Source organism: Proteus vulgaris, from assembly GCF_016239305.1.
Lineage (GTDB): Bacteria > Pseudomonadota > Gammaproteobacteria > Enterobacterales > Enterobacteriaceae > Proteus > Proteus vulgaris_C.
This window is the reverse complement of the sequence record NZ_JAEHOQ010000012.1, coordinates 101,471-118,437: the sequence shown is the minus strand read 5'-3', so window position 1 is coordinate 118,437 and position 16,967 is coordinate 101,471. Positions and strand designations below refer to the sequence as shown.

The following is a 16,967-nucleotide window of genomic DNA, read 5'->3' as shown; positions in this document are numbered from 1 at the left end:
TTTTGGTGGCTATTAATAACGAGGATTTCCTTGTAATGCTCCGCCTCTCAGTTCAGTTTTGAGCACATCATAAACAGTGCCTTTTACCATCTGTGCTATTTGCGTGGCTTCTTGTTGAGTTATGCCATTAGGAGCATGTACGTTAAAGTTAAACTGCATATTCCCAATGCCAAAACCACCACCAGCACCAGATTGTCTATTGCTAAGAACACGTCCATTATCGCCAGGTATCATATATTGGTTACCATTACTGGCTCTAAAAATTTCTGGTAAACCACCTTCACCCACTCGATACATGCTATTAGCGTTTACAGGACCACCATTTTTACGTCCACCAGCAATCGCTATCATCATAGGAATAGCTGCGGCTAACGCGACCATTCCCCAAGTTGCCGCAGACCCCATCGTTGCAACACTTGTAGCTGCAGCAGCGGGTGCCATTGATGATGCAATGGAACTCCCCGTAGCTGCTGCGCCAGCTACAGCTTTTGCATTTGAAGCTGTTTGAATAGCATCACTAATGATCATATTCTTAACTTGTTGCATTCCCATTTGAACAAGTGCACTAATCGCCTGATCAACAATAGTTAATGCGACATTTTGAAAAGCATCATTCAAAGTCATCGTGCCGTCTAACAGGCCTTTAATAATCCCTGTTGATTGTTGCCCTAATGCATTTATTCCATCAGCAAGAAATTGATGCCCTTCACTTTGATTTTTCCAGATCTCCCATTGAGCACTAATTCTTGCTTGTTCATACTGTGTATTAGCTGCATTCATCAACTCTAAACCACGTTGATTAATTTGACCCTTTTCTGTTTCAAAAGCTTCTATCAAAGCTAGCTTACGAGCATGTTCATTTTCAAGTTGTTGAACAGGATCAATTTGCCCTTGAAGATTATTTTGTGAAGTTACTGCGTTATCTACTCTTATTTTTGCGATTTTTTCTATGTATTCAGCTTCAATTTCAGCTTTTTTTCTTGCCGCTATTTCAGTGAGCGAGACATCATCTTTGCTCACTCTCTCAATATCAGCTAATTCCTTATCTCGAAGTGCTTTCGCTTTAGTATATAAATCTAAATCAAGTGCTAATTGTTCATCTACTTTTTTCTGCTCAAGTTCAAATATCTTAGCAACCGTTTCTTCAGCTTTTTTAATTTGTAGGTCTGTTGCGCCACTGCCTAAAGCTTGAACGGCATCATATTGTGCCATTTCTAAAGAGCCTTCTTTATACCCTTTATTTAATCTCTCAAGTTGTACTAATTGATTATTGAGCGCATCACCTGCTGTTTTTGCGGCTTGCTGTGCTGCTTCACTTGCTATTTTACGTTGCTTTTCATTTTCTTGTTCTACATTTCTTTCCTCATAAAGAGCTTTTAATTTAGTTGCTTCACCATCAGTAATATTTCTATCTTCTAAATCAAAGCCAATTTGAAGCTCCATTTTTTTATCTTCAGTGGCTGCTTTAGCTAATTGAATTTCTCTATTAATTTGTTTTTCTAAATCTAGCCCTTCTTTGGTTCTTTCTACTTTTAATTGTTGAGCATTAAATTTACTTTTGGCCGCTGTTGCTGATTGAATTATATTGGTTAACTTTCCAAAAACAGAATTTTCGATGTTTAAATTCTTCGCGTTATCAACACTAAGCTGTATTGCTTCTTGGACTTTTTGATTATAAGTAGCTTGTGCTTCAGATAAGTATTGAATAATAGATTCAGATTCTTTTTTCTTAGTTGATAAATCACCTTCTAATTTAATTATTTCCTTCATAGTTTTGGCTTGAGTTTTATTTAAAAAATCAATATCAAAACTCAATGCTTCTGGTTGATTTTCATACATTTTTTTTAATCTACTAAGCTCTTTCATTTGTTCTTGAATTTCTTCATTTAATAGAGCTTGCTTATCTTTTGCTATATCAATATCTCGTGCAATTTCTTGATAAGATAATTCTTTTAATTTTCCTTTTAAATTATCAAGACTACTAATAAAATCAGTGACTTCTTGTTTAGCTTGCTCTGATTTCTGGAAAAAATAGTATATGGCTGAAGCGGCTAACATTGCGACGCCAGTGGGACCTCCTAAAAATGCCATAACATTTTTAAGTGCGCCTATTGATAGAGAAGCTGCCTTTGCAGCTATTGCAGAGTTGTTGATTGCTGTTGATTGAACTTTTGTGGCTTCCGTATGAGCAATAGCAGCATTTATAGCCAATGTTTTTGTTGCTGTTAAATTAGCTTGTGCTGTTGCCTCAGCATTAGTTCCTCTAGTCGCAGCCAATTCAGATTCAGCCTTTACAACAGCAGCTCTCGCTGCATCTAAATCCGCCTTTGTTTTTCGAACGGTCATGTTTGCAGTGTATTCTGCTGCTTTTGCTTCTTGAAGAGTCGCTAATGTAGCTTCTCGAGTTGAGATCATATTTTGTACTTTCGTTTTTGTTGCAAGTGCTATAGCTCCCACATAACGAGAACCAAAAACAACTGCGGCAATATTTAATATATTACTCATGGTTTCAATATGATCACTAACCAAAACAACCGAATCACCAAATAGGTGTATGCCTGCTTGTACTGTTGTATTTTCTCCTAAAAATTTAGTTAAGCTATTACCTGCAATTTGCATTGATTGAACGACAGTTTGGGTTGATTCCTCAAATTCTTTGCCAATATGATCACCTTGTAACAGCAAGCCTTTAGCAAGTACATCACTGGTTAATTGACCTTCATTTGCCATGTTTCGTAATTCACTTACCGATACACCCAATGATTTAGAAAGAGCAATAAGTAACTGGTTTCCTTGCTCTGTCATCACATTGAAGCTATCGCTACTTAAAACACCAGATGCTAAGCTTTGAGAAAACTGCGTAATTGCACTTTCAGCACCTTGTGCGGAATTACCTGAAAGTAAAAAACCTTGGTTAATAATAGTTGTAAGTTGAGCTAACTCTTCAGCTGATAGATTATAGCTTCGGGTACCTTCTTCGAGTTTTGAATAAAGTGCCGCTGTTAAACTTAAGCTAGAACGCGATCCTTGGGCTGCGTTATAGACTCTGTCTGTAACCTCAACTAATGACTCATTAACTCTCACTGACTGAGCAAGTTTATTATTTAGATCAACCCAATCGTCTGAATAACTGGCTACCATTGATAAAGATAGTTTATTACTAAGAGAACTTGCGACTTTTGATAATGAAAACATTGATTTTTCAGTGTTATTAACAACTTTTGTTGTTTTATCAAAATGACTATTTAAACTTTTTAAATGTTGTTCAACTTGACGTTGCGAAGTAAGCATATCTCGAACATCTAATTGTATTTTATAAGCAACACTATTTTGATTTGCCATTTGAGGATCTCCAAAAATAAAAAAACCGCTCAATGGCGGATATTAGTTAGATAATTTTCTTTTTCTGCTAACTAGTCGTCGTTTACCACTAGTCAACTCATCATTACGCTTATCATCTTCTTCCATGATGGCGTTATATTCTTCTTTAGTGAAACCTTTCTCATCTGGATATTTCGCTTTTAACATCAACTGAAATTCAGTCATAGTTAATTGCTCTGCATCATAACGAGTCATACCAAAATGGGCTCTAGCGGCACTAATGTATTCAATAGAAAGAAAAGAACCAGAAAAGTCATTTTGATTTTCATTGCGTTGTAGTTGACGGATCTTTGCTTTTCCAATTACGCCATGCGTAAATAACTCTCGTGCGATCAGTATGATATCTGAAATAGGCATTTTGCCTTGTTTATAAACAAGACCGCGTTTTCCAGGTTTCCATTCACCGATTATTTCATCACATTCATCGTTGCAACAAGATTGCATGACCAACATAGCAAGTTGAAGAATATTTCGACCATAAACTGGTTTATTAATCATTTTAAATAACCAGTCGGGTATTTTTTGGTAATTCATCATAGCTTGACTAAGCAAATTTTGAATTTCAATACCATTTAATAATGCAAAAATATCAACAATCTGTTTAGGATCGCCAATACGAGTCATATTGGCGAAAGATGGGCGGAAAAAATAATCTTTTTTATCAGTAGAGATAACCATCTCACCGATTTCTAGCATGGGTGTCATAAAGCCTCCTAAATATTATCAAGGGTACTCGAAAGTACCCTTTGTAATATTATTCAGCTATAGACACCGAACAACTTGCACTCTTAGCACCGTCTTCAGATGTTACTGTAATTACTGTATTACCAGCAGCAATACCACGAACAGTAACGATGTCATCACTTTGAGAAACCGTTGCAATATTTGTTTTATCGCTAACAACAGCATAATTACCGTTAGTGGCATTTGTTGGTATAAATTTCACAATAAATGTTTTTTCTTCATTTGCTTTAACAGATAAAGTTGTTGGTTCTAGAACAATACTTTGTACAACAATTTCTTCTTGCAACCATTCAACAGTATCAGCATCATAAACTTTAAGCTCACCAGAATAGGTAGAAATCTCTTTCGTTGGAAACTCCATCGACCATGATGTAAATGCCATGTAACCTTGAACCACATCAGAACCATCACCTTTCATATCAAGCTGAACCCAATATGCAGGTTGGTTATTTGTTTTTACTTCATCTAAAATTTCCTTTGCAACATCAAAAGCTGATGTAGAGCCTGTCACACCTTTCTTTTTCAGTTCACCATCGAAACTAATAGTAAAGTCGGCACCTGTAACAATTGATTCAGTTAAACCTTTTGTATCATCAGCATTCGATGTTACTGTTTCCATACCAAAATCAAATGACTTACTTGTTAAAGCGCCTAGTCGTAAGAATTGACTTTGTTCTGGCACACGATTTGGATGTCCTTTAGCAATACGTAAAATACCAGCATTGCCCATTACTAACCCTTTGTTATCTGTATTATTCGTCATATTTTAAAACCTCTATTTTTGAAATAAAAAAAGCCACTTATGTGGCTTATATTTAATTTACGTTTAATTTTAATATCTTCAGTTGTAGCTATAATTTATCAACAATTAACTGAAATGCTTTTCATACAAAAACACTCTTTTGCAGGACTTATTTTAAGTCCTGTTTTAATAAAGATATTTTATATTTTATTTATCTAACATCATGAATATATGTTAGTGAAATACAGATACAAAAAAGCCCCACTTCAGAGTGGGGCTATTTATATTCTGTTGTGAGGTCTTTAGGTACAAATCTCTCACTGTGGGGATAGTGTATGTTTATTCTTCCTAAAGGTCAATAGTAAATTCCTATAAAAATAAACAAATAGAGAAAATTATTACTTCGCGGTCACTTCTTGAAGAATTTTTTCTGATAAAGACTCTTCTTTAAAGCATTCTTCCACTAAATGTTCAAATAATACCTTATAGTTACTGTATGCAACTGTTTTAGAAACACTCACCACTGTTTGTACTTGTGCTAATACTTCACTGAATTTTAAACGAGGATATCCACGTCCTGCACATTTACCACAAGGTTTAAAAACTGATAAACCTTGTTTTTCACTCTCTTTTTTATCTAAAACTTGGCCACGACCATGACAACGGCAAGCTAAGCGAATTTCAGCTTTCCCTTTACAAGTAGGGCAAATAACACGAGTTGTCTCTCTCACTTCGCGGTAAGAAGTGTTACTTATAGGTTTGATTTTAAGTGCATTTTTAAGATCTCGCTCAAATCCTTTAACGGGTTTTGAGGTATAACTTTTGGTAGTAAAAATATCAACTTCAATAAATCCATTGGTGCAATCAGGGCAGGCTTTTTTGCTTGCTGCACTTCTTGCATAATCTTGAAAGGCATAATTAGCAATAATATGTAAAACCTTAGCTTTATCATTTTCAGTTAGTTTATCAATTGCTTTATATTGGTATGCTTGAGTTAGTGCATATTGATAAAGACTTTCTATCGCTTCATCTGGATGACTAATATTATGTTTAGCTAAAAACAACTCTATGCCCATGCGCCCTTTTCGCGTAACTAAGCTAATTGATGTCATCACATCAGTTACGGAAAGCGAATCTACCGCTTTAACAGTTCTTACATCACTTAATACAATGCTTTTTGGTGAAAAATATTTAGGTAAGTCTGCTAGTCTCATTTAATGCTCCTTTTGATTTCCTATCATTACTAAATTGGTCATCCATGTACCACGACAAGGCATGGCATTTATGCATCTAAATCACCCGCATTTTACGGCGTTATCTCAACGTGATTTTTACTTACCACTCTTGCATTGGTTTATTTAGTTACTATTTTGTACTTCTCGCACTTTTATTAACTATTAGTTAATGCTATATTTTAACCAAAGTGGCGTCAAGTAGCAAAGGAAATTAACCAATGGTTAAAAATGATAATAAAACGGAGTTCACAAAAAGGCTTCAAGAAGCTTGCTTAGATTCAGGGATTGCTGGTCGTGGGCTGGGCAAAAGAATTGCAGATGCGTTAGCTCAACAAGGTATAAAAGTCAGCGCACCTGCAGTGTGGAAATGGTTAAACAGTGAATCGATTCCTGATCCAACTAACATTTTAGCATTAAGCCAGTGGTTAGATATTCGACCGGAATGGTTAGAATATGGGCGAGGAGCAAAAAGAAATGACGGTGTTTCAGTAAATGAAATGACTCCGGTTGATGATTGGGATAATAATACACCGATAGAACGAGATGAAGTTGAAATCCCCTTCTATACTACTATTGAATTAGCTGCCGGTTTCGGAAGTTGTACCACTGATAATCAAAAGGTGGAATTGTTGAGATTTTCTCGTTCTACATTTAATCGCTATGGTGTACAACCTAGTGATGCCGTTGCTTTTAAAGTACATGGTGACAGTATGTCTCCGGTTATTCCTGATGGCTCTATAGTGACTATCAGTACAGGGCATACAAAAATTGTTGATGGCGGTATTTATGCTATTCAACAAGGCGATCTTTTAAGAGTTAAAATTTTACATCGACTCCCCAATAACACTATTATCATTCGTAGTTATAATACGATTGATTATCCTGATGAACGTTCCACATTAGAAGAAGTAAAAATCTTGGGCCGTGTATTTAACTGGTCGGTAATGGGCTGGTAATTATTGTAATACCCAAAAACACCACCATCTTTTTATTTATGTGGTGTTTTTTTAGTATATACATGCTTTAGCATTAGGATTTAACCAAAGAAAAAACCCGCTATCTCTTACGAGATAACGGGTTCTTATATGGTGCCGGCTACCGGAGTCGAACTGGTGACCTACTGATTACAAGTCAGTTGCTCTACCAACTGAGCTAAGCCGGCTAATTCTGGCGGAAGGATAGAGATTCGAACTCTAGGATGGTTTCCCATCGGCGGTTTTCAAGACCGCTGCCTTCAGCCACTCGGCCATCCTTCCATAGCGCGGAATTATGCCTATCTCTGACCCCGCTGTCTAGCTCCTATTGTAAAAAAATCTGTTTTTTTTGTTTGTTTGCTCAAAGTTCATCCGAATATCCCTTTTAAAGCGATAACCTGTTAATATAATGGCTGAATAATGGTGATTGTTTATTCAACTTTTCTTTTTTAACTACATTGTCTCTTAAAGGCTCGCAAACTGAATGCGTACATTGAACCAACTCAAGCCAAATACACTAACTCGCTTATATGTCCTATTTCTTCTTTTTATGGTCATATCACTTTTTCTATACGCTTACAGTTATTTTGATACTTGGCTAGATAGTAAAAAGAATGCTATCAACAACACGACTCATAAATTTGCTTTGCAGGTTGAAGATTACCGTTATCATTCTAATCAGCTTTTTCAGTTATCAAATAAAATATCAGACACAACTGTCTTTCCATCCTTACCATTAACCCCAATAAAACTACGTTCTGATGTCTTTTGGCTTGAAGGTCGGGATCAAACAGTAGATGCCATTATATTTGGTAAACCTAACGAACAAACGTTCCAGCTAGCACAACGGTTTGCAAATTCACTCGAAATTATCTGGGGTGTACGTAATGATTACAGTTCACTTTATTATCTAAATGGTAAAGGAAATGATCTTATCTTAATTACGACTCACTCCGTGCTTAAACCAGAAATTCGTTACAAAGAAAGCTACCTAACTTTAACTGCTGAGAACAAACGCTCTGAACTGTTGATGCAATCAACCGCTTTAGATGAAAAAGAGAGTCTTTCCCCTATTAGAAAGATGTCTACAGAAAATATCTATTACTATACCTACCGCATTATGTTTAATGTGCCAGGGCAACTTACTAGCGTGGTCGCATTTGATTTACCTATCAATAATTTTTTACCTTCAGAACTATCACCACACTACTTGAGATTACTGCCAACAGGCCAACAGTCGGTCTATGATAAAAACAGCATTGAAATTTCAACCGATGGCTCTTCTTTGATTTTTTCTCAACCTATTGCGGGCATTCCCTATTCACTCTCTTATGAATATCCGTTGAAACTAATTATCAAAGAAATTGCTTATAAAAACATCTGGTTGTTAATTAGCCTGCTTGCCTTTATTTCAGTTTCTGTTTTCGGACACATTTATATACGTAACAAGTATGTTTTTCCGTACATCTCAATGACTCGTAATCTACGCATCAAAGAAGAGATGACTAACGACATCATTTCTAATCTTCCTATTGGGTTATTGGTATACAATTTTTCCTCCAACCATAAAATTATTAGCAACAGCCATGCTGAAAAACTATTACCTCATATCGATTTATCAAAGATCCGACAGATGGCGATTGAGCATAATGGTTTAATCCAAACAGCAATCAACAATGAGATTTATGAGATTAGAACCAGCAATAACAGCAATATTGATAATACGTCATTATTCATATTTCTGAATAAAGACAACGAAGCACTCATCAATAAAAAATTACAACTTGCACAGCAAGAATATGAAAAAAACACCATCGCACGACGTAAGATCTTATCTAATATGTCACTAGAATTAATGCGTCCAATCAAAGATATAAATGAGATGGTTTATCAATTCAAAGAACTATTGCCTGAAAGTACGCATCAGCAATTGCTTAGCTTATTATTAGAAAAGACAAATTATATTTCTGAATGGATAGAAAATATTACGTTAATTAATAAGTTAGAAAATCAAGAATGGAAAATTCACAAGGATGAATTTGAGCTTTCGACATTAGTTGAATCTATTTTGATAACTGCATCACCATTTATGATAAGAAAAGGTTTAACCCTTTATTTCCATAATAATATAAGGCCAGGTTTACTTTTAATTAATGATGGCCCTGCATTAAGTAAGATTATTTTATCATTGATTAATTATGCCATTAGTACGACTAACTATGGAAAAATAACTGTTAATCTAAATTTAGTTAAAAATAAAGACAAAGAAGAAATACTTATTGATATTATTGATAGCGGAAGTGGGCTAACACCACAAGACATTGCCAATATAAAATACCCATTCCTAGGGCAAGCAATGGGAGATAAATATTATTCCAATTCTGGAATTATTTTTTATTTATGTCATTTGTTATGTAATAAAATTCAGGGTGAGTTAACAATTAAAAGCCAAGAAAGTATTGGTTCTCATTTCCGAATTGTACTCCCATACCAGCATATAGATACAGAAGAACGAACTTTTAACGTATTATTGGAAGGAATAAGCGCAAAACTCGCCATAAAAAACCCTGAAATAGAAAAAATTATCTGTCAACAGCTTGATAAATACGGCGCGACATACTTTGATAAAAATAAAGAGAATCTTTATCCCGAATACGATATCATACTTAAAGATACTCCGGATGATAGTCCTGAGTCCCCAACAATATTATTAATGAGCTCTATTGTTGGATTTGAAAAAATATCAAAAGATTTAATAAAGTGTAACTATAACTTCGGTGATCCTTTAATTGAAGCTATTACTTATTTAATTGAAGAGAATGAGCCATTTTCTCTAGATACAACTGAAGAGAGTATTTTGGATGAAAATAATAACCTTGATAATTACGAAGTAATTCTTAATAATTATAGGAAGAAGTTGAATGGTAGTGATTATAAGGAACTATTTATCAGTACTGTTCCTATTGATGTTGAGAAACTACACTTAGAAGCAACAAATAAAGACTTTCATTCTCTAGCCCAGACAGCTCATCGCCTAAAAGGGGTTTTTGCCATGTTAGATTTAGAATATCTCAGAGAAAGCTGTGAATATTTAGAACATGACATAAAAAATCATAATGAATTAGAGATCAAAGAACGTATCACTCAACTGGATAAATGGATTCAACAGTTGCTGCAGCAAGGTAACAATTAAACATGAATAACCTTAATATTATTATTGCCGATGATCACCCAATCGTTTTATTCGGTATTCGTAAATCTTTAGAACAAATTGAATGGGTCAATGTTGTCGGTGAATTTGAAGATTCAACTTCACTTATCAACAACTTACCTAAGTTAAATGCAGATGCTTTAATTACTGACTTATCTATGCCTGGGGATAAGTATGGTGATGGTATTACGCTAATTAAGTACATCAAAAGACATTACCCGAATTTGTCGATTATTGTGCTTACCATGAATAACAACCCTGCTATTTTAAGTGCTGTCCTTGATCTTGAAATTGAAGGTATTGTACTTAAACAAGGTGCTCCAACGGATCTACCAAAAGCATTGGCTGCGTTGCAAAAAGGCAAGAAATTTATGCCTGAAAGTGTCGCGAAACTACTTGAGAAAGTAAATGCAAATGGTTATGGCGATAAACGTTTATCACCTAAAGAAAGTGAAGTACTGAGATTATTTGCTGAAGGCTTTCTCGTAACTGAGATCGCAAAAAAACTTAATCGTAGTATTAAAACAATTAGTAGCCAGAAAAAATCAGCAATGATGAAACTGGGTGTTGATAATGATATTGCATTACTTAATTACTTATCATCCGTAACTATTGATAAAGAAATTAACGGCCCAGATTAATCTTTTCAATCGACCGTTTGTAATACCGATAAAATCAGGAAGCTCAACCTATTTTGGGAGCTTCTCTGCTTTTTGTCTTTATTTTATCGCAATATCCCACCCACTAAGCACCAAACCGATGTAACATAACCTAACACTCATCTTTTATCTGATAATGCCCTAGAACCTATAGGATGTGTTGCTTACGGTATCATTCTTTATGTCTATCTTATCCGTACAATTAACATTGTTCTTATTTGTTCATTTTTATGATGACTATGTAAACTATTTTTTCGGTATATGTCCTACCAAAACTTCTTTTAGAATAGAAAGTGATACAGGTTTAGACACACAATCATTCATTCCAGCATCAATACAGCGTTGCTTTTCTTCTGCTATTGCATTTGCTGTTACGCCAATTACTGGCATATCACTACCCATTTCTCGTATATGAGTTGCAAGCTGATAACCATTCATATTTGGCATATTGACATCAGTCAGAATAATATCGATGTGATTTTTCACTAAATAGGCTAATGCATCACACCCATCCTCTGCGGTTGCTGTATTAAAACCAATTTTTTTCAATTGATCGGTCAGCAATAAGCGATTTATAGGATGATCATCAACAATCAAAATGGTCAATGCTTGTAAACCGCAATCTGTATTCAGCTCAACCATATCAACACAATTTGCTTCAATTTTATTCTGTGGTAATTGTAGTATTATTTTTGTTAATTCATTTAATTTATAAGTACTACATACCCATATGTTCTCTGCTATTTTTTTGGATGGCTCGAGGTAATGCTCATTAAGCCTAATAAATTGGCAATGATGCGCTCTAGGATAATCATAGTCCGTAATAATAAAATCTGTTGAAGACAGTGTTGTTTCTTCCGTTAATAATTCGCAGTTCAATCCAAAATAATTAAGATATCGCCCAATAAATCCTTCTAAATAAAGATTTTTGATATCAATAAAACAACGAACAGTGCTCTCTTTATAAATATCCTTTTCGGTAGCAAGTTCACTCTCTTCTAACGCACCATAAAGTGGTATTCGAACTGTAAATCGGCTGCCAATATTTTCTTGTGAAACAACGCTGATATCGCCATCCATTAAGTTAATCAGCTTTTCACAAATAGCTAAACCTAACCCTGTACCTTCGGATGCGCTTTCTGTATTTTGTGATACTTGGAAAAATGGTTCAAAAAGCTCATGTAATGCCTTCTCACCGATCCCTCGTCCTGTATCATGAATATCAAAATATAGGTAATACTCATCTTTATAAAGATGTAAAGTAATACATCCTGTCGTAGTAAATTTAATACTATTATTCAATAAATTAGAAATAACCTGTTGTACACGAACAGGATCACTGTTTACAATTTTAGGCACATCTGGTTCGATAAAGCAGTAGATCGCTAAATCTTTTTTCGCAATTAAAGGTAAATAATTAGAAATAACAAAAGAGAGTACTTGGCGACAATTAAACGGTTTAATCTCAATTTTTAACTGTTTAGATTCAATTTTTGAGAAATCGAGAATATCACTAATAATTTTTAGCAGTAATGATGAGGAGTTATCCATCGTTTTTAATAATCGACTTGTATCATCATTTTGTGTAAAGGATTGTAATAACTCTAAGTTGCCAATAATGCCATAAAGTGGTGTACGTAGTTCATGACTCACCGTGGCTAAGAACATTGATTTTGCTTGGTTCGCTTGTTCTGCCGCTGTTGCCATATTTTGTAGCGAACGTTCCATTTTGACACGAGCGCTAATATCCACTAAAACACAGATAGCCACATCTTCATTTTGATAACGCGAATTAACAAAACTGATTTGTAAGTGATTACGGTTATTCGTCACTACATCAACCATATTGCTACTTTTCTCAGCAATAATAGATAAAATATTTTGCTTATCACTGTGGCTGAGTAACCTAAAATAGTTATGTGCTAATTCGTTACTTAAAATGATCATGCCATCGCGAATTCTCAGAATACTAATTCCGACAGGTGCTGATGCCACAATTTTATGGTTAAACTGTTCATGCTCTTCTAGTCGGGAAGCGTTATTTTCTGCTGGTGAGAATATTTTCCTTTCGAAGATCCACACAAAAATAAAAATAAAAATGGCAGAAATAATATTTAAAATCAGTGCATTAAAAATAGTAAATTTAAATTCATTTAGAATTTGCTTCAGTGGTAATGAATACACCACACTAAAAGAGGATGGCAATAGTTTTCGCTTTGCAACTAGTTCACTGAAATCTTCGTCAAAACCAAAATAGGGTGCACTTACATCAGCAACTTGCTTAATAGAACGATAATTATTTTCTGCAGGATAGCTTAATACTGTGGTGTTTCTGCTATTTAGAAGATGGATAGAAATCACTCTATCTTTGGCTGGAGAGAAATATTCAAGACGAATTGCTCTTTCAATACCAATTAACCCAATGAATTTACCTGAAGCATAAACTGGTGACATTACATATAAAATGCCACTATCCCCTTTTGCATCAGGAACTATCCAGTATTGATTAACTTCTTTGCCTTGCGCCCGTTGATTAATATAGTTACGCGTATTTTCGTAAACCATCTTTTTCAACATTTCAGTATCTACAGGTGATGCACGTAAAGGGAAGTTAATCATGCACATACTGTGAGAACCTACCATGAAAACTTGGTTTATCCCTTGTAATGCAGGGGTGTTATCTTTCCAATAATATAAGATACTGTTAAACGAACGAAAATAGTTGTTGGTTTGTCCCTTAAATAACTCACAGTCCGCAGCCTCATTGAGTTTATGAAGTGAAAATGGTCCTTCATAAAATAATGAATTTTTTATACCTGGATTTAAATTGATTTGCTCTTGATGACGTTCTGCGAGGTATTGTAAATCACGGATGGTGCCAGAAGTTTGTCGAAAAAAACCGAGGAGATTAGTGTAGTTATTACTATACTCTTGCCTAATATCTGACTTTGTATCATTAAAGATATTGATGAGGTAAAACATTGTTAATAATGCCCCCATCGCCCACAACATGATACCTAATACGCGAAAAAGGTAGCGGGAAATTTTTAACGATGTTTTAAAGGACGAGAGATATCTCAAACAACCACCCTAATCAATATTCCTACCGCATAAGAAACTTATTCTATTCTAGCAGAAGTTACTGTATGTCTGAATAATATGATCTTTATCATCAGAATAATTATTTCTGATGATGTACTGATCCTACCACATAAAAAAAGCAGGCAATTATGCCTGCTTTCTTTTATTTATACATCACAATAATGATAAATATTATTCTTCGTCTGCTGCATCATCGGTTAAATCTGATCCTGGCTCTTCAGGTGATGCTTCGTTAATAACCTCATTAACTTCATCATCATCTAATGCATCATCTTCATCTTCAACACGTTGCAAGCCAACAACCAACTCATCTTCTGTTGTACGAATTAAGGTAACACCTTGTGTATTACGTCCAACAATGCTGACCTCTGAAACACGAGTACGAACTAATGTACCTGCATTGGTGATCATCATAATTTGGTCAGTTTCTTCAACTTGAATTGCACCTACCACTTTACCGTTACGCTCACTCACTTTAATAGAGATAACGCCTTGTGTAGCACGATTCTTCGTTGGGTACTCGTTTTGTGCAGTTCGTTTACCATAACCATTTTCAGTGACAGTTAAAATATTACCGTCACCACGAGGAATGATCAGAGAAACGACTTTGTCGTCATCACTCAGTTTCATACCACGAACACCTGTCGCAGTACGACCCATTGGACGAACACAATCTTCTGCAAAGCGGACCACTTTACCATCAGCAGAGAACAGCATAACTTCGTTCGTGCTATCAGTTAAGTCAACACCAATTAGCTCATCGCCTTCATTTAAGTTGACTGCGATAATACCTGCGCTACGAGGACGGCTGAAATCTTGTAGAGGTGTTTTCTTCACTGTACCGCTTGCCGTTGCCATAAAGACAAACTTACCTTCTTCATACTCTCTCACTGGCAATATAGCCGTAATACGTTCATTTTGTTCAAGAGGTAATAAGTTGATAATCGGACGGCCACGAGCACCACGACTTGCTTCTGGTAACTGGTAAACTTTCATCCAATAGAGACGACCACGGCTTGAGAAACATAATATGGTGTCATGGGTGTTAGCCACCAGCAGGCGATCAATAAAGTCTTCTTCTTTAATTCTTGCTGCTGACTTACCTTTACCGCCACGACGTTGTGCTTCGTAATCGGTAAGTGGCTGATATTTAACGTAGCCTTGATGAGAAAGTGTAACAACCACATTTTCTTCATTGATCAGGTCTTCGATATTAATATCCGCTGTATTCTCAGTGATCTCAGTACGACGTGGATCGTTATATTGATCTTTAATCGCATTTAGCTCTTCTCGAATGACTTCCATCAAACGCTCAGGGCTTCTTAAGATATGCAATAATTCAGCAATTTGAAGCAATAAGTCACGGTATTCATCTAACAGTTTTTCATGTTCAAGGCCGGTTAGTTTCTGCAAACGCAGATCCAAAATAGCTTGAGCTTGTTGTTCTGTAAGATAGTATTTACCGTCATGCACACCATATTGTGGTTCTAACCATTCAGGGCGAGCAACATTACTGTCACCAGCACGCTCTAACATAGTAGAAACACTACCTAAATCCCAAGGCTGTGCAATTAATGCGGCTTTTGCTTCTGCTGGGTTTGATGCTTGGCGGATCATTTCAATAACAGGGTCAATATTCGCCAATGCAACAGCCAATGCTTCTAATATATGAGCACGGTCACGCGCTTTGCGTAATTCGTAAATAGTACGACGAGTAACGACTTCACGACGGTGACGAATAAAAGCAGAAATAATTTCTTTTAGATTTAATAGTTTTGGCTGACCTTGGTGAAGCGCAACCATATTAATACCGAAAGAAACCTGCATTTGTGTTTGTGAGAATAAGTGATTTAATACCACTTCACCCACAGCATCACGTTTAATTTCAACAACAATACGCATGCCGTCTTTATCAGACTCATCACGTAATCCGCTGATACCTTCAATGCGTTTATCTTTAACAAGCTCTGCTATTTTTTCAATTAAACGCGCTTTATTCACCTGATAAGGAATTTCCGTTACGATAATTGTTTCGCGACCGGTTTTCTCATCAGTTTCAATATCAGCCTGAGCACGGATATAAATTTTTCCGCGACCAGTACGGTAAGCATCTAAAATTCCTCTGCGACCATTAATAATAGCGGCAGTCGGGAAATCAGGCCCCGTGATATGTTCCATCAACTCTTCAATAGTGATGTCTTCGTTATCAACATAAGCAAGACAGCCATCAATAACTTCGCCTAGGTTATGTGGCGGAATGTTTGTTGCCATCCCCACCGCAATCCCTGATGAACCATTGACTAGCAAGTTTGGAACTCGGGTTGGCATAACTGCCGGAATATGTTCTGTTCCGTCATAGTTAGGAACAAAATCAACCGTTTCTTTTTCCAAATCCGCCAGCAGTTCATGGGCGATTTTCGCCATACGAACTTCGGTATAACGCATTGCAGCCGCCGAGTCACCATCAACTGACCCGAAGTTACCCTGCCCGTCAACCAACATGTAGCGCATAGAAAAAGGCTGTGCTAAACGAACAATCGTTTCATAAACAGCACTGTCACCGTGCGGGTGATATTTACCAATAACATCCCCAACAACACGGGCTGATTTTTTATAAGGTTTATTCCAATCGTTTCCTAGTACATTCATCGCGAAAAGAACTCGGCGGTGTACTGGCTTCAGTCCGTCTCGAACATCGGGTAATGCGCGTCCTACAATAACAGACATCGCATAATCCAAATATGAGCTTTTCAGCTCTTCTTCGATATTAACTGGTGTGATTTCTCTGGCAATGTCGCTCATGGAGCCACTGTCCCTCATACTACGGATTCAAAGGTTTAGAACTATACCACAAATCGCCAATTTTTGGAAAAAGGAAACAACTAAATTAATGATCCTTTCGCTATTCTCTTCGATTTC

The 16,967-nt window shown here is 36.0% G+C and carries 9 protein-coding genes and 2 tRNA genes; 3 read left to right on the top strand and 8 right to left on the bottom strand.

The annotated features are described in order from the left end of the window. Positions 1-12: 12 nt before the first annotated feature. The 4 genes from JEP40_RS10675 to JEP40_RS10660 form a co-directional block, all read right to left on the bottom strand. The gene (locus tag JEP40_RS10675) at positions 13-3,342 is read right to left on the bottom strand and encodes a tape measure protein (RefSeq protein WP_198623534.1); all 3,330 of its coding nucleotides are present in this window, start codon (positions 3,340-3,342) and stop codon (positions 13-15) included. 42 nt (positions 3,343-3,384) lie between these two features. Beyond that, positions 3,385-4,086 (bottom strand): DUF6246 family protein, encoded by a 702-nt coding sequence (locus JEP40_RS10670; protein WP_198623533.1) that lies wholly within the window; start codon positions 4,084-4,086, stop codon positions 3,385-3,387. Between the two features lie 49 nt (positions 4,087-4,135). Further along, a complete protein-coding gene (locus JEP40_RS10665) occupies positions 4,136-4,888 on the bottom strand; it encodes an Ig-like domain-containing protein (RefSeq protein WP_232799242.1) in 753 nt (250 codons plus the stop codon). 377 nt (positions 4,889-5,265) lie between these two features. Beyond that, entirely contained in the window at positions 5,266-6,081 is an 816-nt protein-coding gene (locus JEP40_RS10660; RefSeq protein WP_198623532.1) for an antitermination protein, read from the bottom strand. A gap of 239 nt (positions 6,082-6,320) precedes the next feature. Between JEP40_RS10660 and JEP40_RS10655 the strand changes: the two genes are divergently transcribed. Then, entirely contained in the window at positions 6,321-7,058 is a 738-nt protein-coding gene (locus JEP40_RS10655) for a S24 family peptidase (protein WP_109407864.1), read from the top strand. A 130-nt stretch (positions 7,059-7,188) separates the two neighbouring features. On the opposite strand, the gene JEP40_RS10650 is transcribed toward JEP40_RS10655, so the two are convergent. Beyond that, positions 7,189-7,264 (bottom strand) — tRNA-Thr (locus tag JEP40_RS10650). Positions 7,265-7,270: 6 nt separating this feature from the next. After that, positions 7,271-7,358, bottom strand: a tRNA-Ser gene (locus JEP40_RS10645). A gap of 202 nt (positions 7,359-7,560) precedes the next feature. On the opposite strand from JEP40_RS10645, the gene rcsD reads away from it, so the two are divergent. Both rcsD and rcsB read left to right on the top strand, forming a co-directional pair. Beyond that, positions 7,561-10,269 carry a phosphotransferase RcsD gene (gene rcsD, locus JEP40_RS10640; protein WP_198623531.1) on the top strand — a complete coding sequence of 903 codons (2,709 nt, stop codon included), beginning with the start codon at positions 7,561-7,563 and terminating at the stop codon, positions 10,267-10,269. A 2-nt stretch (positions 10,270-10,271) separates the two neighbouring features. Further along, positions 10,272-10,928: a response regulator transcription factor RcsB gene (gene rcsB, locus JEP40_RS10635; RefSeq protein ID WP_036935620.1), complete on the top strand. Its 657-nt coding sequence runs from the start codon at positions 10,272-10,274 to the stop codon at positions 10,926-10,928. Between the two features lie 264 nt (positions 10,929-11,192). On the opposite strand, the gene rcsC is transcribed toward rcsB, so the two are convergent. Then, positions 11,193-14,027, bottom strand: a complete 2,835-nt coding sequence (rcsC, locus tag JEP40_RS10630; RefSeq protein WP_198623530.1) for a two-component system sensor histidine kinase RcsC — start codon at positions 14,025-14,027, stop codon at positions 11,193-11,195. 192 nt (positions 14,028-14,219) lie between these two features. After that, positions 14,220-16,850 (bottom strand): DNA topoisomerase (ATP-hydrolyzing) subunit A, encoded by a 2,631-nt coding sequence (gene gyrA / locus JEP40_RS10625; protein WP_198623529.1) that lies wholly within the window; start codon positions 16,848-16,850, stop codon positions 14,220-14,222. Positions 16,851-16,967: the final 117 nt, after the last annotated feature.